Genomic DNA, 18,680 nt, shown 5'->3' with positions numbered 1-18,680 from the left:
TAATTGAACGATGGTTGCCTCATTTCCAGAGCTAAAAATACGTGATGTGCATGTAGATGATCGGCCAAGGGAAAGGTTAATTCGACAAGGAGCTCAAAGTTTATCCAATCAAGAATTAATTGCTATTCTTTTACGGACCGGGACAAAAGAAGAATCTGTCTTAACATTAGCAAATCGAGTTTTAACTTATTTTGAAAAACTTCATGGCCTGAAATATGCCACGATAGAGGAAATAATGGCCATTAAAGGGATAGGTGAAGCGAAGGCTGTCCAACTTTTAGCAGCCATCGAGCTCGGTAGAAGGCTAGCTCAAAAACAAGTTGATTCTCGATTTACGATTCGTTCTCCACAAGATGCAGCCACCTATTTAATACCTGAAATGTCATCCCTTCAACAAGAACATTTCGTTGTCTTATTTTTAAATGTGAAAAATCAAGTTTTGCATAAGCAAACGATTTTTATCGGCAGTTTAAATTCGAGTATCGTACACCCTCGGGAAATTTTCCGAGAGGCGGTAAAACGTTCAGCTGCTTCTATCATTTGTGCCCATAATCATCCATCGGGCAATGCATCGCCAAGCCCTGAAGATATCGAAGTAACAAAACGTCTACAAGAAGCAGGTTATATTATTGGCATTGAATTGATAGACCATGTGATAATTGGTGACCATCAATTTATTAGTTTAAAGGAAAAAGGTTATATGTAATCATCCTAATAAATTTATTTATAAGGGTCGAATGTCCGTTTGAACGGATTTCGACTTTTATTTTGGGCAAAATAAGTTGAAATGAAATGATGTAACATTTCATTTACAGCGAGTTAACAAAAGTATGTTAAATAGCTGATTTTGATTAAAATTAATTCTTTAATATTTCATTTTCATATTGCAGAACCTATTTCGCTTTTTTTCGTCATTTATATGGAGTGCTTGTTACAAGAATGTAAAAACTTACATAATTATTTTATTTGTTTCATAGAGAGAATCGAAATAAAATGAAAAATGTCGATAAAAGTTGAATGAAGTTTGACAAATATGATAGAACAGTACAAGTGGCACTATAATTTTTCGAGTTTTTCCGCTATAATAATTCTTAGTTTATAAGCAACGATTATAGAATTGCTTACAGAGAAAGGGAGTACAAAATTGTTTGGATTAGGAAATAAAGATGTCGGGATCGATCTTGGCACAGCGAATACATTAGTTTTTATTAAAGGAAAAGGGATCGTTTTACGCGAACCTTCAGTAGTAGCAAAAAATACAAAGACAGGTGACATCGTAGCAGTAGGGAATGATGCGAAAAATATGATTGGACGTACACCTGGTTCTATAGTCGCAATTCGCCCGATGAAAGATGGGGTTATTGCTGATTTTGATATAACAACTGCAATGATTGAATATTATTTAAAACAGGCATTAAAAAATTCTGGTTCTAACTGGAAAAAACCAAATGTCATGATTTGTGTTCCTTATGGTATTACGTCCGTTGAACAACGCGCAGTTATAGATGCATCTAGACAAGCTGGTGCAAAAGAAGCTTTCACAATTGAGGAACCGTTTGCTGCTGCAATCGGAGCTGATTTACCGGTTTGGGATCCTACTGGATCGATGGTTGTTGATATTGGTGGCGGTACTACAGAAGTAGCGGTGATTTCTTTAGGTGGAATCGTAACAAGTGAATCGGTTCGAATCGGTGGTGACGCAATGGATCAATCGATCATTAGTTACATCCGTAAAACATATAACTTAACGATTGGTGAACGTACCGCTGAGAAAATTAAAATTGAAATTGGTACTGCTCGTGTCGATGATAGCAATGAAAAAATGGAAATCCGTGGACGTGATTTATTAACTGGATTACCTAAAACAATCGAAATTACTTCTGAAGAGATTTCAGATTCATTAAAAGAAGCCATCGCTACAATTATCGACGGCGTTAAAAAAACATTAGAACAAACACCTCCAGAGCTTTCTGCTGATGTAATGGAAAGAGGAATTGTGTTAACTGGTGGTGGAGCACTTCTTCGCAATTTAGATAGAGTTATTAGTGATGAAACGAATATGCCTGTATTTATTGCGGAAAACCCATTAGATTGTGTAGCAATCGGTACTGGTAAAGCATTAGAACATATCGATTTAGTTCGTTCACAACAGATGAAAGGGTAAGGAGGAATACCAATGCCACATTTTTTTTCAAACAAGAAATTAATATTGCTACTAGTTGGCATGATATTCCTTGTGGCATTGATTAGCTTCTCATTACGGGATCGACAAAACGCAAGCGTACCCGAACAATTTATTAAAGACACAGTTGGCTTTGCGCAATCTCTTGTTGCAAAGCCAACAAATTACATAACAGGGATTTTTAATGACATTAATTCTTTATTAAATACGTACGAAGAAAATAAGCGTTTAAAAATGCGTTTGGAAGATTTTGCTGTACTTCAGGCGGAAGTTAATACATTGCAATCTGAAAATGAATCGTTAAAAGAACTAGTAGGCAAAGAAGAGAGTTTAACAGATTTTAATCCGTTAAATGCAAGTGTAATTGCTCGAAACCCAGATCAATGGGAAGAGAAAATTATACTCAACAAAGGATCGTCTCATGGTGTACAATTAAATATGGCTGTTATGACAGCAAATGGATTGATTGGTAAAATTAGTTTAGTTACGCCGTTTACTTCTGAGGTAGAGTTACTTTATACGAATAATCCGAACTATCGGGTTTCTGCTATTGTTCAAGGAGAAAAATCGGATATTTTTGGTTTGATTGAAGGATATGACGCAGAGCGTAATGAATTAATATTAAAAAGAATTGATTCTAGCTTCAAAGTGAATGTTGGGGAACAGGTTGTCACTTCTGGATTAGGTGGCGTATTCCCGAAAGGTATTCCAATTGGAGAAATAACGGAAGTAACAACGGATGATTATGGTCTAACAAAACTTGCATATGTAAAACCAGCGGCAAACTTCTCTTTACTTGAGGATGTTGTTATTGCCCAAAGAACAGTTATTTCAGTTGACGGTTCTGATGGTGGAAATACAAATGCAGATCTAACGAATGAAACAAAAAGTAAAACTACTGACGAAGGTGAAGAATGATGGTAAGATTTTTAATTCCCTTCGTGGCAGTCGTTTTATTTTTGCTTGAACCAGAATTTGCGCTATTTTCTCCTATTGATTGGGGAGGCGAAACGGTTTACTTCGTACCACGTTTTGTCATCCTTTACTTAATTTTCATTTCTATCTATTATAGTCGTAAAAGAGCATGTTTATATGGTTTAATTTTTGGGCTCTTGTATGATGTGTTTTACATTGATATTATTGGATTATATTCCTTTTTATACCCGGTAGTTTGCTTTATCGCTGGTTCATCTGTGAAGTTTATTCATCAACACTTAAGCGTTACGACCATTTTATCGTTAATATTAGTTGCTATTATGGAAGTTGTTTTATATTATTTCTTTTATTTCATTCAATTTACTACGATTCCAGTAGGTGAATTTTTAAGTAACCGCCTACTTCCAACTATTATTGCTAACTTATTATTTTTAATTATGCTTGGTTGGGCATTTAAATATTTAATTAATGCGCGTGTGTTGCAGCGTGCCCAAGATAATTCATAAATTGATTTGGCGTGAGGTGTCGCTTTATTATGAAAAAACAGCTTGTCCATATTAAAGGGACAAAAGAAGGGTTAGTACTTCGGCTAGACGATCAGTGCGCCTACGCAGAACTAGTAGAGCAACTTAAACGTAAAGTTTCAGAAGGCGGAATTGATGGGAAGGTAGATGTTCAACTTCATTTAGGAAAACGTTACCTTTCAACTGCACAACAAGATGAACTTATCACAATTGTACAAGGCCCTGGTAATATGCATGTGTCGAAAGTGCATAGTGATGTTATAACAATTCAAGAAAAAATGGAAATAGAGCAAGCTAGTCAATGTGAAACATATATAGGAATCGTCCGCTCGGGCCAAATCTTAAATGCGATAGGTGATATCGTTGTCATAGGTGATGTCAATCCGAACGGAAAAATCGAAGCGGGTGGCAGTATTTATGTCCTAGGTAATTTAAGAGGAATTGCCCATGCAGGTTTAAAAGGAGATAAAGAAGCAATTATTGTTGCTTCACATTTTGAACCGACGCACGTGTTAATTGACGATAAAATTGAAATTATGTCAAACGAAAAGCCGTTTGTAAAAGAAAATGCGGAACAAATTTTTGCATATCTTAATAAAGATGGCCACATTTCTTATGAACGATTACAAGAAGTGAGAAATATAAGACCATTATTAAGTACGGTTAAAGGAGGAAGCTAATGTGGGTGAAGCAATCGTTATAACTTCAGGTAAAGGCGGGGTAGGTAAAACAACAACAACTGCCAATCTGGGAACTGCATTGGCTCTTCAAGGGAAAAAAGTATGTTTAATTGATACAGATATCGGTTTACGTAACTTAGACTTAGTATTAGGTTTAGATAATCGAATTATTTATGACTTAGTCGATGTCGTAGAAGGTCGCTGTAAAATACATCAAGCGTTAGTGAAGGACAAGCGAGTTGATGAGAAACTATTTTTATTACCTGCTGCTCAAACAACGGATAAAAATGCCGTTACACCGGAGCAAATGAAGAGTTTAGTTGATGAACTGAAACGTGAATATGATTACGTTTTAATTGACTGTCCTGCGGGTATTGAACAAGGATATAAAAATGCTGTAGCAGGTGCTGACCGTGCTATTGTTGTAACCACTCCAGAGATCTCAGCTGTTCGCGATGCCGATCGAATTATCGGTTTATTGGAACAGGAAGAGATTGAACCACCAAAATTAATTATTAATCGTATTCGAAGAGATTTAATGAAGAATGGGGATACGCTTGATATTAATGAAATTACAGCCCACTTATCCATTGATTTATTAGGGATTATCATCGATAGTGAAGATGTGATTAGTTCATCGAATCGTGGTGAACCAATTGTTATGGATCCAAACAACAAAGCTTCACTAGGATACCGTAATATTGCAAGGAGAATTTTAGGTGAATCGGTTCCGTTAATGGCACTTGAAGATCATACTAAAGGCATGTTTAAAAAATTAATCTCTATATTTTCAAAGTAGTCTAATAGAGAAAAGGTTATTGATTCAGACATCAATAACCTTTTATTTATTTATAAATAAACATTTCTAAAAGGTAATCTATAGGGAAACAATCCAGGTTCCTTATTATATGGGGAATTCGTATGTTTTCTATTTATCAATAGGACTTATTTTTTTGTTTGTGCCTCTCAAGGTCTCTATTTTATATAATTCGACTAAATTGGACAGTTTCTTTTTTCGTTCAAATTGAATCCTATTTTCATATTTTTCATATACTATGAAAAATGAGAATGGATGAGGTAGTGAACAAATTATGGAAATGGATTGCTGCTGTTCTTCTCTGCGTAGTTGTTTTAATAGGTAGTCAATTACATGAAAGAGGGCAAATTGCAGTAGACGTAAATAAAATTGTATACAGTTCGGAAGATTTAACCATTATGAGAAATTTTTTAAGAGAAGTATTTGGAAGTGAACCAGATACGACGATTACCGTTTCCTCGGATAAAGTAAATCAAGAATTATTATCCTTTGTTTCCGTCAAACCTTATGATAGTGGATATTTATTAACTTTCGAACAGCCCATTCCGATTCTCGCAATTGAAAATGGATTGGTTGTTTATACAGGGCATTCAAAAAATACTGGGAAAACAATATCAGTCTATTACGAAGACGACACGACGGTGACATATGGAAACGTGGATTCATTTTCTTTATTACCCTATACTTCCATTGAAAGAGGCAGCACGATTGCGAATAAAGAACCGGGAGATCTCTATATTAAAATAGAGGAAAATGGGAAAGTTTTAAATCTTGAGGAAACGTTAGAATGGATGAAAGAGCATACGCAATCATGATGCGTATGACAATTCATCCATTATTTTTACCGGTTCTTTTCAGTATGGTACTATACGGCAATGTCTCCTATTATGCACTTATTTTATCTTCTTTAATTATTCATGAAATTGGCCATATTTTGGCAGCTTTTCTTTGTAAAGTGAAAGTGGAACGTTGTGTCATTATGCCCTATGGCGGTGAAATTGAATTGCGAGGTGGTATGTCTATTTCGCCGCGTAAACAATTGATTATCGCCATAGGGGGACCTTTAGCTACGATTGGATGTATAGCTGTATCACCGCTTTTAGACCCGTTAGTAGCAGATCCGTTTTTAAAAATCCAATTGATTTTACTAGCGATTAATATTATTCCGATTTGGCCATTAGATGGAGGACGGATGATATTATCGCTAATTCTTATTTTTCATCCACGTATTCGCATCATTGAATATTATTTAACACTATCATTAATACTCATTACGATTTCGGTATTTATTACCTTCATTTTATTACCAAAAACTTTATTTTTATTAGGATTGAGTTTGTTTTTATTGCTTCAAATTATAAATGAATGGAGATATCGAAAATATCGTTTTGCCTTTGAGAAACATGTAATGAAAAGATTGACGTGAGAGTATTGTTGTGGTAGTATTTTTAATGTTATTGTTTGTAGCACCCGTGCTACAACCGCTCTGGAAAGGTTTTTTTAAGCATCGAAAGATCACCTTTCGTTACAGGCGAGTCTGAGTCTAAGAGGAGGTGCATTTTAATGTACGCAATTATCGAAACTGGTGGAAAACAAATCAAAGTAGAAGCTGGACAAGAAATCTATGTTGAAAAACTAGGTGTTCAAGCTGACGAAGTAGTAACATTTGATAAAGTTTTATTCGTAGGTGGAGAAACAGTGAAAGTTGGAGCTCCAACTGTTGCAGGTGCTACTGTTACAGCGAAAGTTGTAAAAGAAGGACGCGCAAAAAAAATTACTGTATTCAAATACAAAGCGAAGAAAAACTACCGTCGTAAACAAGGTCATCGTCAACCTTACACTAAATTAGTTGTTGAATCAATCAACGCTTAATAAATCGAGGTGAATGGAATGATTACTGTTACGATTCATCACGATGAAAATAGACATGTTTCTGCATATGAATTCTCAGGTCATGCTGAGTATGATCAAACAGGGAAAGATTTAGTATGTGCGGCTGCATCTACAATTGCCATTGGCACTGTAAATGCTATTTACGCTTTATTACAAATCGAGCCGAAAATTGATCAAGCAACAGAAGGCGGTGGCTACCTTCGTGTAGATCTTCCTACTGATATAGACGGAGAAGTCGATGCAAAATTACAACTTATTGTCCAAGTAATGACTGCTCAAGTTTACTCGATGGTACAAAACTATGGACAATATATCCAAATTAACTACAACCAAGTAGCCTAGTAGGAGGTGGAACGAAATGAAATTGTTACTATCTTTAGACCTTCAATTTTTCGCTTCGAAAAAAGGGGTAGGTTCTACAAAGAACGGACGTGACTCTGAAGCAAAACGCCTTGGTGCGAAACGTGCTGATGGTCAATTCGTAACTGGTGGTTCAATTCTTTACCGTCAACGCGGTACAAAAATTTACCCTGGTACAAACGTAGGCCGTGGTGGAGATGACACACTTTTCGCTAAAGTTGATGGCGTTGTTAAATTCGAACGTTTAGGCCGCGACAAGAAAAAAGTAAGTGTTTACCCAGTAGCTCAAGAAGCTTAATTCCATATTTAAATGAAAGGACTGCTAGACAGCAGTCCTTTTTCATGTGTTAAGGGTATAATTTTATGTTTGAAAATACCGGAATGGACTATATCTGTTAGCTTTTACTAATGGATAACTGAAATTTTCTTATAGTATTCTTACAGAATTAGGGGAAAGAAGGGAAAAATGTCGGGAAACTTGTTATACTAAAAAAGAAATTAGTAGCATTTTTTCTATCATGTGGAGGTTCAAAATGAAAACTCTATCCCTTTCAGTTAATGAAGTATTAAGATTTGCAAATCATGATTATATGAATCAACTACAACTGATCAAAATGAACTTAGATTTGGGCAGAGTAGAAGAAGCAAAAAAAATTATAGAGCAAATTTCTGAACAATGTAAAACCCTTTCAAATATCAATAAGCTAAAATTACCAAAGACAGTGGAATGGTTACAAACGATACAATGGCGCTATCCAGCATTTCAAGTGACATTAAAAAGTAATGTAACAAGTCCGGTTGATATGAAAAAAGATGAACAAATTGTAGAATACTTAGAAAAGACAGTTATTCATGTTTATGATAACTTGGATCCATTTACGGAACATGAGCTAACGATTCAAATTGAATCAAATGAATCAGCATTCCATTTAACTTTCGATTTAATCGGAAAATGGGATACCCATTTGTTCGAACATGAAGTAACGCATTTAAACGTTCAAACATATGAACAAACTACAAGACAATGGAAATATGCTTTGAATATAGAACAGGAGTGAAAGCAATGTTTGTCGATCACGTAAAGATTTATGTGAAAGGTGGAGACGGCGGAGATGGTATGGTCGCCTTTCGCCGTGAAAAATTTGTACCAAATGGTGGACCTGCTGGAGGAGACGGCGGTAATGGTGGTAATGTTGTCTTTGAAGTAGAAGAAGGTTTACGAACTTTAATGGATTTCCGTTATAAACGTCATTTCAAAGCGAACCGTGGTGAACATGGGATGAGTAAAGGAATGCATGGAAAAAACTCCGAAGATTTAGTAATAAAAGTTCCTCCTGGTACAGTTGTGATGAATGAGGAAACAGGTGCTGTAATTGCTGACTTAGTCGAGCATGGTCAAAGAGCTGTGATTGCTAGAGGTGGTCGAGGTGGTCGAGGTAATAGCCGTTTTGCTACACCAGCAAATCCAGCTCCAGAACTTGCAGAAAAAGGGGAGCCAGGGCAAGAATTAAATGTTATATTAGAATTAAAAGTATTAGCAGATGTGGGATTAGTTGGATTCCCAAGTGTTGGAAAATCAACTTTACTATCTGTCGTCTCAGCTGCAAAGCCTAAAATTGGGGCTTATCATTTTACAACGATTGTTCCAAATTTAGGGATGGTCGAAACGGAAGATGGTAGAAGTTTTGCAATGGCTGATTTACCTGGGTTAATCGAAGGTGCACACCAAGGTGTAGGATTAGGGATGCAATTTTTACGTCATATTGAAAGAACTCGAGTCATTGTCCATGTTATTGATATGTCAGGTATGGAGGGTCGTGACCCTTATGAAGACTATGTGACAATTAATGAAGAATTAAAACAATACAATTTACGTCTTACTGAAAGACCGCAAATTGTTGTTGCCAATAAAATGGATATGCCTGATGCAGAAGAAAATTTAAAAGAATTTAAAGAAAAAGTAGGGGATTCCGTTAAAGTCTTCCCTGTTTCCGCTATTTCTCGTCAAGGATTAAAACCTGTATTATTTGAAATCGCTGATTTACTTGAAGTAACACCTCATTTTGAGTTACACGATGTGGTGGAAGAAGATAGTGATGCATCTGTTCTATACAAACACGAGAAAAAAGGTGAAGATTTCGATATTACTCGTGATGACGATGGTGCTTATGTATTGTCCGGCTACTCCATTGAACGTTTATTCAAGATGACGGATTTCAGTCGAGAAGACGGTGTACGTCGTTTTGCACGACAGTTACGTGGAATGGGCGTTGACGACGCTTTACGCGAACGTGGGGCAAAAGACGGGGATATCGTTCGATTGTTAGAATTTGAATTTGAGTTCGTAGAGTAAAAGTTGCTTAATGTATATTGGGAAGATGTTGGAGGGAGAGTATGAAAAACGTTGCGAATCAACGATATTATTTAGTACGTGAAGACGTATTAACGGATGCGATGCAAAAGACATTGGAAGCAAAGCATCTTTTACAAAGTGGTGCAGTGTCTTCGATCTGGGATGCAGTAAAAGAAGTGGATTTATCTCGGAGCGCATTTTATAAATATCGAGATGCCGTTTTTCCTTTTCACTCCATTGTTCGAGAACGAATTTTAACAATTTTTATTCAATTACAAGATGAAAAGGGTACACTTGCTAAACTATTAGAAATCATTTCTACAGCCCATTGTAATATTTTAACAATCCATCAAACGATTCCAATTCAAGGACGTGCCAATGTAACATTATCTTTGGATGTTACTAGTATGGAGATAGAGCTGGATGATTTGTTACAACAATTGAAAAAGTTAGAGTTTGTTGAATCTGCAGAAGTAATAAGCTCTGGAGCACTTTAACAACTATTTAAAAGAGAGTAAGAGATTCTTCGATTGCTCTCTCTTTTTTACATTGAATTGAAAGAAAAATTACACTAGTTAGAAAACGGTGGAGGGATTAAAGTGAAAAAGGAAGAGTCAAATCAAATAGCATATTTAGGACCAGAGGCATCTTTTACATATTTAGCTTCAAAAAGTTTATTTCCCAATGAGTCATTAATACCTTTTACAACGATTCCCGAATGTATTGAAGCGGTATCAAGCGGAAAAGTCGATTTGGCAGTCGTTCCGTTAGAAAATACAATAGAGGGGACAGTACCACTGACGATTGATTATTTATATCACGAGGCAGAGTTATTTATTGTGGCAGAAGTGTTGACAAAAATCCAACAACATTTAATGGTTCATAAAGCCCAAAAAGATAAGTGGCAACACATTGAAGAAATTTATTCCCACCCCCATGCGCTAGCCCAATGCCATAAATATTTATTTTATCGTTTTAGTAAAGTACCATTACACCAATTTTCATCTACTTCAGCTGCAGCCAAATTAGTTGCTGAAAACCCAGATCGTTGTATCGCGGCGGTAGGAAACACTTCTTCTGCTGAAAAATATAATTTAGAAATTGTAGAAAAAAATATCCATGACTTTCATTTTAATCATACCCGTTTTGTCGTATTGTCGAAAAAAAATATACGGATTCAAAAGGGGAAAGCGGAAGGAAAAGCGAAAACAACGGTGATGCTCACTTTACCTGAAAATGTATCAGGTGCACTCCATCAAGTCCTTTCTGTCTATGCTTGGCGCAAACTGGACTTAAGTAAAATTGAATCGAGACCATTAAAAACAGGTTTAGGAGACTATTTCTTTATCATAGATATATTGGCCGATGAAAATGAGGCGATGATGAAGGGCGCCTTTGAGGAATTAAAAGCACTTGGTTGTACTGTGAAATCTCTCGGCACATATGATACTTATTTAACACCAGAGTAAAGTAGGCGATTAAATGAACATTATATTGTTTGATGGGGAATGTCATTTTTGTGATGCAACAGTCCAATTTATTATAAAAAGAGATCGACAAAAGCATTTTAAATTTGCATCGATTCAAAGTGAAGTTGGCCAAACTTTAATGAAAAAGTTTCGAATTCCAAAATCAATTGATAGTGTCATTTATATTGAAGACAGTAACTGTTATATAAAATCGACGGCCGTTTTGCGAATCAGTCGTAAACTAGATGGTTGTTGGAAAGGTTGTTATCTATTTAAGGTAATACCTACTCCAATTCGAGATTGGGTTTATGATGTAATAGCAAAAAACCGTCATAGATTTATCAAAAATAATCATTGCATCATTCCAAAGCGGGATGATTTAGACCGTTTTATATAGGATGTTTTTAATTTCAAAAAATGGGCCACTCGAGGAGAGGGCCCATTCTTTATTAACCTTCAATTAAATAGCCCTTTTCTCTTAACTTTTGTTCTACAAGATCTAATTGTTCTTCAGAAGATGCAGAAAGGACATGTAAATGGGTACCGTTTGTCAGTACGGATAAATAATTTGCTTTTGTTTCGTTGACTCGTTTTATAAAACTATTCACATCATGTCGATTCGATAACATCATGGATGCGGTAATTTCACCATAAACAGGATGTTCAACAATAACACTTTTTAACGTCACACCACAATCGACAATTGTTAGCATTTCGTCTTCTGCCTGCTCGGCTGTATGTAAACAAACAATTTTTCTTTCATAAATTTCGTTATGATCTTCCCGCGCTATATAAAGGTATCCTTGACTTGTAGCAATGATCGGTTCATTACGTGCTTTTAATAAATTCATATCATTAACAATGACTTGTCTTGATACATTCGCATGTTTTGCCAAATCTGTTCCTGTTATTGGGTTTTGTGTACTTTTTAATAAACGGAGCAGTGTATCTCGCCGTTCTTCTCCTAACATTTTTTTCATCTAGGCACCTCTTTCATTGGAAATTTCATGTATATACATTACTCCTTCATTCATAGTTTATCACGAGGAACAACACAAATCGTTTAATTTTTTTGTGTCCTTTTCGTTTGAATAACATATTATAAAACGAGAAAAGGAGGATGTTTGTGCGAATTCATATTGTTCAAAAAGGTGAGACATTATGGCGAATTGCCAAACAGTATGGGATTGGACTTGATGAGTTAAAACGTTTAAATGCGCATTTGGCTAATCCAGATTATATCGTTCCGGGAATGGAAATTATTTTACCGGATAATAGTTCAAATGCCAATACAAATGCAAATCCAAATAGAAGTGAATCTTCAAGAATGACAAAAGAACAACTAACAGCACCAATGACAAGAGAACAGCCACAGCAAACAGCACCAATGTCGAAGGAACAACAAACGGCGCCGATGACAAAGGAACAACAAACGGCACCGATGACAAAACCAAAACAAACGGCACCAATGACAAAACCAAAACAAACAGCACCGAAGGAAAAATTAACAAAAGAAAAACCGGTGGAAAAGGCTATACCTGCTCCTATTCCAATGCCGATGCCACAGTTAGATTTAACACCACAATTCCATTTTGATTTTGCACCACAATTACAATTCCAACAACAGCACCCACAAGCACAGCCAATGCCGCAAGCTCAACCGATTTTTATCGAAGTACCACAACAGCCAATGATGCAAGCCCAACCGATTTTTATTGAAGTACCCCAACAACCAATGCCACAGCCGAAAGTTGAAACAAAAGTAGAAAAAGAAGTGGAATATGTACCTGTTCCACAACCTCAAATAATTTATGTACCATATATGCCGCAATTCTACCATCATCCATGTGAATGTTATGAACAACCGTTTTATTTTGATCCGTGTGGTTGTCATGAACAACAATACTATCACAAACCATCACCATGCGGGTGTCAAGAACAGCAAGTACAACAGTATGACTGTGGATGTGGAGGAAGCCATCACAATGAAATAATGCCATATGGGCTACCGCATTTTGAACCGAACTATGATGTGGCCCCTTCGATGGATATTGCCCCAGCTATGGATGAACATTGCCATGATGAAGATGGTTTACCTGATTGGTTAAAGGATTCTTCTGAATTAAAAACGAAAGGTATTGAAGACAAACATCAAGTCCTTTCTGAACAATTCGAAGATTTTAACGAGAATTATCACGATGTAAATGATTATGATGATGATGTCTATACTGGTGAGTCGATGGATAATTCCTATTATCCACAAAATAATTATTATGGACATCAAATGTCCCATGTTATGCCTGCACATATGCAACAAATGATGCCTTATATGATGCAACAACCGATGATGTCGCAACCGATGATGCACCCGAATTGCCAAAGTAACCCTTATATGAATCCTTATTCATCTCATTACACACCTTGGAAATATTAACATGCAGATTAAGAACAATATATGGAAGCAAGAAACACCAAATGGAACATTATTTATAAAAAAATATGAGAACGTTTCGGTTGCTGATAAGGTAAAATCGATTCATAAACAACTCGATAAAATAAAGTTTCCATATGTTATTCCACTAGTGAAAAGTAAGGAAAGGGATTTAGTCATCCAACTTTGGCAAGATAATAGTTATAGTGCCGATTTCTCCAATGCAGATCAAAGAAAGCAAAGTTATAAAATATTAAAGGCATTACATGATACTGTGAATGTCATTGATTGGAAAAGTCAAGTCATACTCCCAAGACAGCACCTTTACCAAAAATGGAATGCGAGATATGAACGATTTTTAATAAATGAAAAAGAATTAGTTCCCTATCTACAGCACGCTTATTATGATATTACCCTTTTTGCAAGCAGGGTTTTAAAACAAATGCGAAGGAAAAGGCATAAAGTCAATGGGAAACTAACTTTGTTACATGGAGATGTCGTTCATCATAATTTTTTAATCTGTGAAGATAAGAATATGAAGCTAATCGATTTTGATTTAGCCGTAGTAGGCGATTCGGCGGAAGAAATGATATTATGGATGCATCGAGTTTTGCCTACTATGGACTATGATTTAAAAAAGTTGTTTAAGGAAATTCCATATCTTCATCAACTATGTCTACCGAAATTAAACTATTTACAGTACCCGAATGAGCTATTACGGGAATGGCTCTATGTACTGCAATTGGGAAATTATGAACGAGATGCTTTCTTAGACTATTTAATGCCATTTACGGAAAAAGCGTTAAGGCATTGGCCTGATTTAATAATAGAAACAGAAAAATTACAATCAAACTATCTATAAATGGTGAAAGTTTGATAAAATAGTTGAAAGTGAAAATAAATAAACAATTGGCCGTCTATTGAAAGACGGTCTTTCTTTGTTGATGATAAAGCCGAGAGTTCTTACCTAAAATAGAGGATCGTACTTACAACGGGCAAAAAGTTATCGTAGTATTTGTTCCGGTGAATACCGAACAGTATGCTATAATTTAAAGCAGTGAATGTGGGGGATGACAATGTATGACTATATAATTGGACAAATTAAGCGGGTAACACCTGAGTATGTGGTGTTAGAGCAACAAGGAATTGGGTGGCAAATTTTCACACCTAACCCGTTTGCCTTTCGCATGAAGGAAGAGTTGCAACAAATTTTTTTACATATGCATGTTCGAGAAGATGCCCATATGCTATTTGGATTTCGCTCGTTGGACGAACGAGAGTTATTTAGAAAGTTGATTCAAGTATCAGGGATTGGACCTAAAGGAGCATTAGCTATTTTAGCTAGTGGAAACCCATCTCAGGTTATCTCTGCCATTGAAATGGAAGATGAAGCTTTTCTCGTAAAATTCCCTGGAGTTGGGAAAAAAACAGCACGCCAAATGATTTTAGACTTAAAAGGTAAATTAGGATCGTTACTCGAACAAGTGGAACTACCAAGTGCAGAAGATGAATTGCCATTATTCGGTGTGCATCCAAATAAAAAAGAACTAGAAGAAGCAATGTTAGCGTTACTAGCCCTTGGATATTCGGATAAAGAATTAGCAAAGATCAAACCGAATTTAGAAGAAAATGAACAGTTAACGACAACAGAAGCTTACATGAAACAAGCTTTACAACTATTGCTTAAAGGAAAGTAAGGGGGGAGTGATTTATGTCCGATCGAATCATTTCAAGTGAGGCAAATCAATATGATGAGCAATTTGAGATGTCACTGAGACCTCAAAAACTTTCTCAATATATTGGCCAGCATAAAGTAAAAGAAAACTTGAATATTTTCATCGAAGCGGCAAAGCTCCGACAAGAAAGCCTAGACCATGTATTATTATATGGGCCACCTGGGTTAGGGAAGACTACATTAGCTTCAATCATTTCCAATGAAATGGATGTCAATATTCGCTTAACAAGTGGCCCTGCGATTGAACGACCAGGAGATTTGGCAGCTATCGTTAGCTCCCTTCAACCTGGGGATGTTTTATTTATCGATGAGATTCATCGTTTACCTCGTGCTATTGAGGAAGTATTATATCCGGCAATGGAAGACTTTTGTTTAGATATTGTTGTAGGCAAAGGGCCAGAAGCGCGCTCCATCCGTTTGGATTTGCCTCCCTTTACATTAGTCGGTGCTACGACAAGAGCAGGTGCATTGTCAGCACCATTGCGAGATCGATTTGGGGTTTTATTAAGATTAGAGTATTATGATGAGGAAGCTTTAGAAGAAATCGTATTACGTAGCAGTGAATTGTTTCAAGTCGAAATTGAACGACTTGCTGCCCGGGAAGTTGCTCGCCGTTCAAGGGGAACACCTCGAATTGCTAACCGTTTATTGAAAAGGGTTCGAGATTATGCCCAAGTCATTGGAGACGGTACAATTTCCCTTGCCATTGCAAATCAGGCCCTTGAATTATTACAAGTCGATTCAAGAGGACTTGACCATATAGACCATAAACTAATAATAAGTATGATTGAACGATTCAAAGGAGGACCCGTAGGGCTCGATACGTTAGCTGCTTCCATAGGGGAAGAACGTTTAACAATTGAAGATGTATATGAGCCATTTTTAATGCAAATCGGGTTCATTCAACGTACACCACGGGGAAGAGTGGCAAGTCAACTAGCCTATGAACATTTTGGTTATACTTATCCTGAACAAAACTAATGAAAGAAGATGTAAAAATGAAAGTTGAAGATTTTGATTTCTATTTACCAGAAGAACTAATTGCTCAAACACCATTAGAGGATCGTACTGCTAGTCGTTTAATGATAGTGGATCGGAAAACAGGTGAAGTGGAGCATAGTCAATTTAAATATATAGTAGATGAACTACAAAAAGGTGACTGTCTTGTTCTAAATAATACACGTGTTATGCCTGCGAGACTTTTCGGGGAAAAGAAAGATACTGGTGCTCACATCGAAGTGTTACTGCTAAAACAAGGAAACGATGATGAATGGGAAACCCTTGTTAAACCTGCGAAACGAGTGAAAGTAGGTACTGAAATATCCTTTGGGGACGGTTTGTTAAAAGCGACTTGTATCGGCGAATTAGAACACGGTGGAAGATTATTTAAGTTTAGCTATGATGGCATCTTTTACGAGATATTAGATCAGCTTGGAGAAATGCCACTGCCACCCTATATTCATGAAAAATTAGATGATCAAGAACGCTATCAAACAGTTTACTCGAAAGAGATTGGTTCTGCTGCTGCTCCAACGGCAGGATTACATTTTACAAACGAAATATTAGAACAAATCAAAGAAAAAGGTGTAGAAGTTGTGTTCATAACCCTACATGTTGGACTGGGAACTTTCCGCCCAGTAAGTGTCGATTCCATTGAAAACCATGATATGCATTCGGAATTTTATAGTGTATCGGAAGAAGCTGCAGAAATAATTAACCGCACAAAAGCCAATGGTGGAAAAGTAATTGCTGTAGGTACGACATCGACTCGTACATTAGAAACTGTCGCCCATAAAAATAACGGTGAAATTCGCGCGGAACAAGGTTGGACAAATATTTTCATTTATCCTGGCTTTGAATATAAGGCGATTGACGGATTAATTACAAACTTCCATTTACCAAAATCTACTTTAGTGATGTTAGTTAGTGCCCTTACGACTAGAGAAATTATATTAAATGCGTATAATAAAGCTGTAGAAGAAAAGTATCGATTCTTCAGTTTCGGAGACGCAATGTTTATTCGACCAGATCGATCACAAAGTTAATAACTAATATAAAACGAGTTTTTACTCATAAAGAAGAGAGGATTTTTTTCATCTATGACAAAACCAGCCGTAACATATGAATTAATAAAGACATGTAAGCAAACGGGTGCTAGACTTGGAATCGTTCATACACCCCATGGATCCTTTGAAACACCAGCCTTTATGCCAGTTGGGACACAAGCGACTGTTAAAACGATGTCTCCAGAAGAATTAAAAGAAATGGATGCAGGGATCATTTTATCGAATACGTATCATCTATGGCTTCGACCAGGAAATGATATTGTAAAAGAAGCGGGCGGCCTACATAAATTTATGAATTGGGATCGTCCGATTTTAACAGATTCTGGTGGTTTCCAAGTATTTTCGTTAAGTGAATTCCGTAAAATTGAGGAAGAAGGTGTCCATTTCCGCAATCATTTAAATGGAGACAAGCTTTTCTTAAGTCCAGAAAAGGCGATGGAAATTCAAAATGATTTAGGATCTGACATCATGATGGCCTTTGATGAATGTCCTCCTTATCCAGCATCCTACGAATATATGTTAAACTCCGTTGATCGTACAACACGTTGGGCAAAACGTTGCAAAGAGGCACATGCCCGTCCAGAAGATCAAGCATTATTTGGAATTGTACAAGGTGGGGAATACGAAGATTTACGTAAACGTTCGGCAGAGGCCCTTGTGGAATTGGATTTACCGGGTTATGCCATCGGTGGATTATCAGTTGGTGAACCAAAAGAAATTATGAACCGCATGTTGGAATATACAACTCCGCTACTACCTGATAACAAACCACGTTATTTAATGGGAGTAGGTTCTCCAGATTCTCTAATTGATGGAGCAATTCGCGGTGTTGATATGTTTGATTGTGTATTACCGACTCGTATTGCTCGTAATGGTACGTTAATGACTTCAGAAGGCCGTTTAGTAGTGAAAAATGCGAAGTATGCCCGAGATTTCAGTCCGATTGATCCAAATTGTGATTGCTATACTTGTAAAAACTATACACGGGCTTATGTACGCCATTTAATTCGTACGGAAGAAACATTTGGTATTCGTTTAACAACTTATCATAACTTACACTTCCTATTAAAATTAATGGAGCAAGTACGACAAGCGATTCGTGAAGATCGACTTGGGGATTTCCGTGAAGAATTTTTTGAGAAGTACGGATTTAATAAACCGGATGCAAAAAATTTCTAAAAATTGTAAGAGTAACGTCAATAATATGGCGATTTGAGAAAAATATGACTATTTG

23 protein-coding genes and 1 other annotated feature are annotated in these 18,680 nt (G+C 36.4%); of the genes, 22 read left to right on the top strand and 1 reads right to left on the bottom strand.

Annotated features, from left to right (window positions below):
• Positions 1-10: 10 nt before the first annotated feature.
• The 16 genes from radC (at position 11) to H9636_RS09090 (ending at position 11,611) form a co-directional block, all read left to right on the top strand.
• Complete coding sequence (radC, locus tag H9636_RS09165) at positions 11-706, top strand: RadC family protein (protein WP_191707321.1); 696 nt, start codon at positions 11-13, stop codon at positions 704-706.
• 438 nt (positions 707-1,144) lie between these two features.
• Positions 1,145-2,164 carry a rod shape-determining protein gene (locus tag H9636_RS09160; RefSeq protein ID WP_191707320.1) on the top strand — a complete coding sequence of 340 codons (1,020 nt, stop codon included), beginning with the start codon at positions 1,145-1,147 and terminating at the stop codon, positions 2,162-2,164.
• Positions 2,165-2,176: 12 nt separating this feature from the next.
• Positions 2,177-3,100 carry a rod shape-determining protein MreC gene (gene mreC, locus H9636_RS09155; RefSeq protein WP_191707319.1) on the top strand — a complete coding sequence of 308 codons (924 nt, stop codon included), beginning with the start codon at positions 2,177-2,179 and terminating at the stop codon, positions 3,098-3,100.
• On the top strand, positions 3,100-3,624 hold the full coding sequence (gene mreD / locus H9636_RS09150) for a rod shape-determining protein MreD (RefSeq protein ID WP_191707363.1): 525 nt from the start codon (positions 3,100-3,102) through the stop codon (positions 3,622-3,624). The genes mreC and mreD overlap by 1 nt, the downstream gene beginning before the upstream one ends.
• Positions 3,625-3,653: 29 nt before the next feature.
• The gene (locus H9636_RS09145; RefSeq protein ID WP_191707318.1) at positions 3,654-4,322 is read left to right on the top strand and encodes a septum site-determining protein MinC; all 669 of its coding nucleotides are present in this window, start codon (positions 3,654-3,656) and stop codon (positions 4,320-4,322) included.
• 1 nt (position 4,323) lies between these two features.
• Positions 4,324-5,121 (top strand): septum site-determining protein MinD, encoded by a 798-nt coding sequence (minD, locus tag H9636_RS09140; RefSeq protein ID WP_191707317.1) that lies wholly within the window; start codon positions 4,324-4,326, stop codon positions 5,119-5,121.
• A gap of 281 nt (positions 5,122-5,402) precedes the next feature.
• Entirely contained in the window at positions 5,403-5,954 is a 552-nt protein-coding gene (locus H9636_RS09135; RefSeq protein ID WP_191707316.1) for a M23 family metallopeptidase, read from the top strand.
• Positions 5,927-6,565, top strand: a complete 639-nt coding sequence (locus H9636_RS19035; RefSeq protein WP_225230154.1) for a site-2 protease family protein — start codon at positions 5,927-5,929, stop codon at positions 6,563-6,565. Before H9636_RS09135 ends, H9636_RS19035 begins: the two co-directional genes overlap by 28 nt.
• 43 nt (positions 6,566-6,608) lie before the next feature.
• Positions 6,609-6,688 (top strand) — a sequence feature (ribosomal protein L21 leader region).
• A gap of 14 nt (positions 6,689-6,702) precedes the next feature.
• Complete coding sequence (gene rplU / locus H9636_RS09125) at positions 6,703-7,011, top strand: 50S ribosomal protein L21 (protein ID WP_122973208.1); 309 nt, start codon at positions 6,703-6,705, stop codon at positions 7,009-7,011.
• Between the two features lie 18 nt (positions 7,012-7,029).
• Positions 7,030-7,374: a ribosomal-processing cysteine protease Prp gene (locus H9636_RS09120; protein ID WP_122973209.1), complete on the top strand. Its 345-nt coding sequence runs from the start codon at positions 7,030-7,032 to the stop codon at positions 7,372-7,374.
• Between the two features lie 16 nt (positions 7,375-7,390).
• Entirely contained in the window at positions 7,391-7,690 is a 300-nt protein-coding gene (gene rpmA / locus H9636_RS09115) for a 50S ribosomal protein L27 (protein WP_121212831.1), read from the top strand.
• 235 nt (positions 7,691-7,925) lie between these two features.
• Positions 7,926-8,450, top strand: a complete 525-nt coding sequence (locus tag H9636_RS09110) for a Spo0B domain-containing protein (protein ID WP_191707315.1) — start codon at positions 7,926-7,928, stop codon at positions 8,448-8,450.
• 5 nt (positions 8,451-8,455) lie between these two features.
• Positions 8,456-9,745 carry a GTPase ObgE gene (gene obgE / locus H9636_RS09105; protein ID WP_191707314.1) on the top strand — a complete coding sequence of 430 codons (1,290 nt, stop codon included), beginning with the start codon at positions 8,456-8,458 and terminating at the stop codon, positions 9,743-9,745.
• Positions 9,746-9,786: 41 nt separating this feature from the next.
• Positions 9,787-10,242, top strand: coding sequence for an ACT domain-containing protein (locus tag H9636_RS09100; protein WP_191707313.1), 456 nt, complete (start codon positions 9,787-9,789; stop codon positions 10,240-10,242).
• 102 nt (positions 10,243-10,344) lie between these two features.
• Positions 10,345-11,214: a prephenate dehydratase gene (gene pheA / locus H9636_RS09095; protein ID WP_191707312.1), complete on the top strand. Its 870-nt coding sequence runs from the start codon at positions 10,345-10,347 to the stop codon at positions 11,212-11,214.
• Between the two features lie 13 nt (positions 11,215-11,227).
• Positions 11,228-11,611, top strand: a complete 384-nt coding sequence (locus H9636_RS09090) for a thiol-disulfide oxidoreductase DCC family protein (protein ID WP_191707311.1) — start codon at positions 11,228-11,230, stop codon at positions 11,609-11,611.
• 52 nt (positions 11,612-11,663) lie between these two features.
• On the opposite strand, the gene H9636_RS09085 is transcribed toward H9636_RS09090, so the two are convergent.
• The gene (locus H9636_RS09085) at positions 11,664-12,194 is read right to left on the bottom strand and encodes a transcription repressor NadR (protein WP_191707310.1); all 531 of its coding nucleotides are present in this window, start codon (positions 12,192-12,194) and stop codon (positions 11,664-11,666) included.
• A gap of 146 nt (positions 12,195-12,340) precedes the next feature.
• Here H9636_RS09085 and H9636_RS09080 point away from each other — a divergent pair, with 146 nt between their 5' ends.
• The 6 genes from H9636_RS09080 to tgt all read left to right on the top strand — a co-directional run bounded on the left by H9636_RS09080 (position 12,341) and on the right by tgt (position 18,625).
• Positions 12,341-13,648 (top strand): LysM peptidoglycan-binding domain-containing protein, encoded by a 1,308-nt coding sequence (locus tag H9636_RS09080; RefSeq protein ID WP_191707309.1) that lies wholly within the window; start codon positions 12,341-12,343, stop codon positions 13,646-13,648.
• Between the two features lies 1 nt (position 13,649).
• The gene (locus H9636_RS09075; RefSeq protein WP_191707308.1) at positions 13,650-14,507 is read left to right on the top strand and encodes a phosphotransferase; all 858 of its coding nucleotides are present in this window, start codon (positions 13,650-13,652) and stop codon (positions 14,505-14,507) included.
• 214 nt (positions 14,508-14,721) lie between these two features.
• The gene (gene ruvA / locus H9636_RS09070) at positions 14,722-15,342 is read left to right on the top strand and encodes a Holliday junction branch migration protein RuvA (RefSeq protein WP_191707307.1); all 621 of its coding nucleotides are present in this window, start codon (positions 14,722-14,724) and stop codon (positions 15,340-15,342) included.
• Positions 15,343-15,356: 14 nt separating this feature from the next.
• Positions 15,357-16,361, top strand: a complete 1,005-nt coding sequence (gene ruvB, locus H9636_RS09065; RefSeq protein ID WP_191707306.1) for a Holliday junction branch migration DNA helicase RuvB — start codon at positions 15,357-15,359, stop codon at positions 16,359-16,361.
• Positions 16,362-16,378: 17 nt separating this feature from the next.
• Positions 16,379-17,425, top strand: coding sequence for a tRNA preQ1(34) S-adenosylmethionine ribosyltransferase-isomerase QueA (gene queA, locus H9636_RS09060; RefSeq protein WP_191707305.1), 1,047 nt, complete (start codon positions 16,379-16,381; stop codon positions 17,423-17,425).
• Between the two features lie 54 nt (positions 17,426-17,479).
• Positions 17,480-18,625: a tRNA guanosine(34) transglycosylase Tgt gene (tgt, locus tag H9636_RS09055; protein WP_191707304.1), complete on the top strand. Its 1,146-nt coding sequence runs from the start codon at positions 17,480-17,482 to the stop codon at positions 18,623-18,625.
• The last annotated feature ends 55 nt before the right edge of the window (positions 18,626-18,680 follow it).

It is taken from the genome of Ureibacillus galli (assembly GCF_014836845.1).
In the GTDB taxonomy this organism is placed as follows: Bacteria; Bacillota; Bacilli; order Bacillales_A; family Planococcaceae; genus Ureibacillus; species Ureibacillus galli.
Note: the sequence above shows the minus strand (reverse complement) of the source record. Positions and strands in the feature narration are given on the sequence as shown.

Coding starts and splice junctions, on each gene's coding strand:
- tgt (WP_191707304.1), top strand. CDS start 17,480: ATGACAAAACCAGCCGTAACATATGAATTAATAAAGACATGTAAGCAA.
- ruvA (WP_191707307.1), top strand. CDS start 14,722: ATGTATGACTATATAATTGGACAAATTAAGCGGGTAACACCTGAGTAT.
- H9636_RS09075 (WP_191707308.1), top strand. CDS start 13,650: ATGCAGATTAAGAACAATATATGGAAGCAAGAAACACCAAATGGAACA.
- ruvB (WP_191707306.1), top strand. CDS start 15,357: ATGTCCGATCGAATCATTTCAAGTGAGGCAAATCAATATGATGAGCAA.
- mreC (WP_191707319.1), top strand. CDS start 2,177: ATGCCACATTTTTTTTCAAACAAGAAATTAATATTGCTACTAGTTGGC.
- rpmA (WP_121212831.1), top strand. CDS start 7,391: ATGAAATTGTTACTATCTTTAGACCTTCAATTTTTCGCTTCGAAAAAA.
- obgE (WP_191707314.1), top strand. CDS start 8,456: ATGTTTGTCGATCACGTAAAGATTTATGTGAAAGGTGGAGACGGCGGA.
- radC (WP_191707321.1), top strand. CDS start 11: ATGGTTGCCTCATTTCCAGAGCTAAAAATACGTGATGTGCATGTAGAT.
- H9636_RS09145 (WP_191707318.1), top strand. CDS start 3,654: ATGAAAAAACAGCTTGTCCATATTAAAGGGACAAAAGAAGGGTTAGTA.
- H9636_RS09120 (WP_122973209.1), top strand. CDS start 7,030: ATGATTACTGTTACGATTCATCACGATGAAAATAGACATGTTTCTGCA.
- H9636_RS09085 (WP_191707310.1), bottom strand. CDS start 12,194: ATGAAAAAAATGTTAGGAGAAGAACGGCGAGATACACTGCTCCGTTTA.
- rplU (WP_122973208.1), top strand. CDS start 6,703: ATGTACGCAATTATCGAAACTGGTGGAAAACAAATCAAAGTAGAAGCT.
- H9636_RS09090 (WP_191707311.1), top strand. CDS start 11,228: ATGAACATTATATTGTTTGATGGGGAATGTCATTTTTGTGATGCAACA.
- queA (WP_191707305.1), top strand. CDS start 16,379: ATGAAAGTTGAAGATTTTGATTTCTATTTACCAGAAGAACTAATTGCT.
- mreD (WP_191707363.1), top strand. CDS start 3,100: ATGGTAAGATTTTTAATTCCCTTCGTGGCAGTCGTTTTATTTTTGCTT.
- H9636_RS19035 (WP_225230154.1), top strand. CDS start 5,927: ATGGATGAAAGAGCATACGCAATCATGATGCGTATGACAATTCATCCA.
- H9636_RS09100 (WP_191707313.1), top strand. CDS start 9,787: ATGAAAAACGTTGCGAATCAACGATATTATTTAGTACGTGAAGACGTA.
- H9636_RS09110 (WP_191707315.1), top strand. CDS start 7,926: ATGAAAACTCTATCCCTTTCAGTTAATGAAGTATTAAGATTTGCAAAT.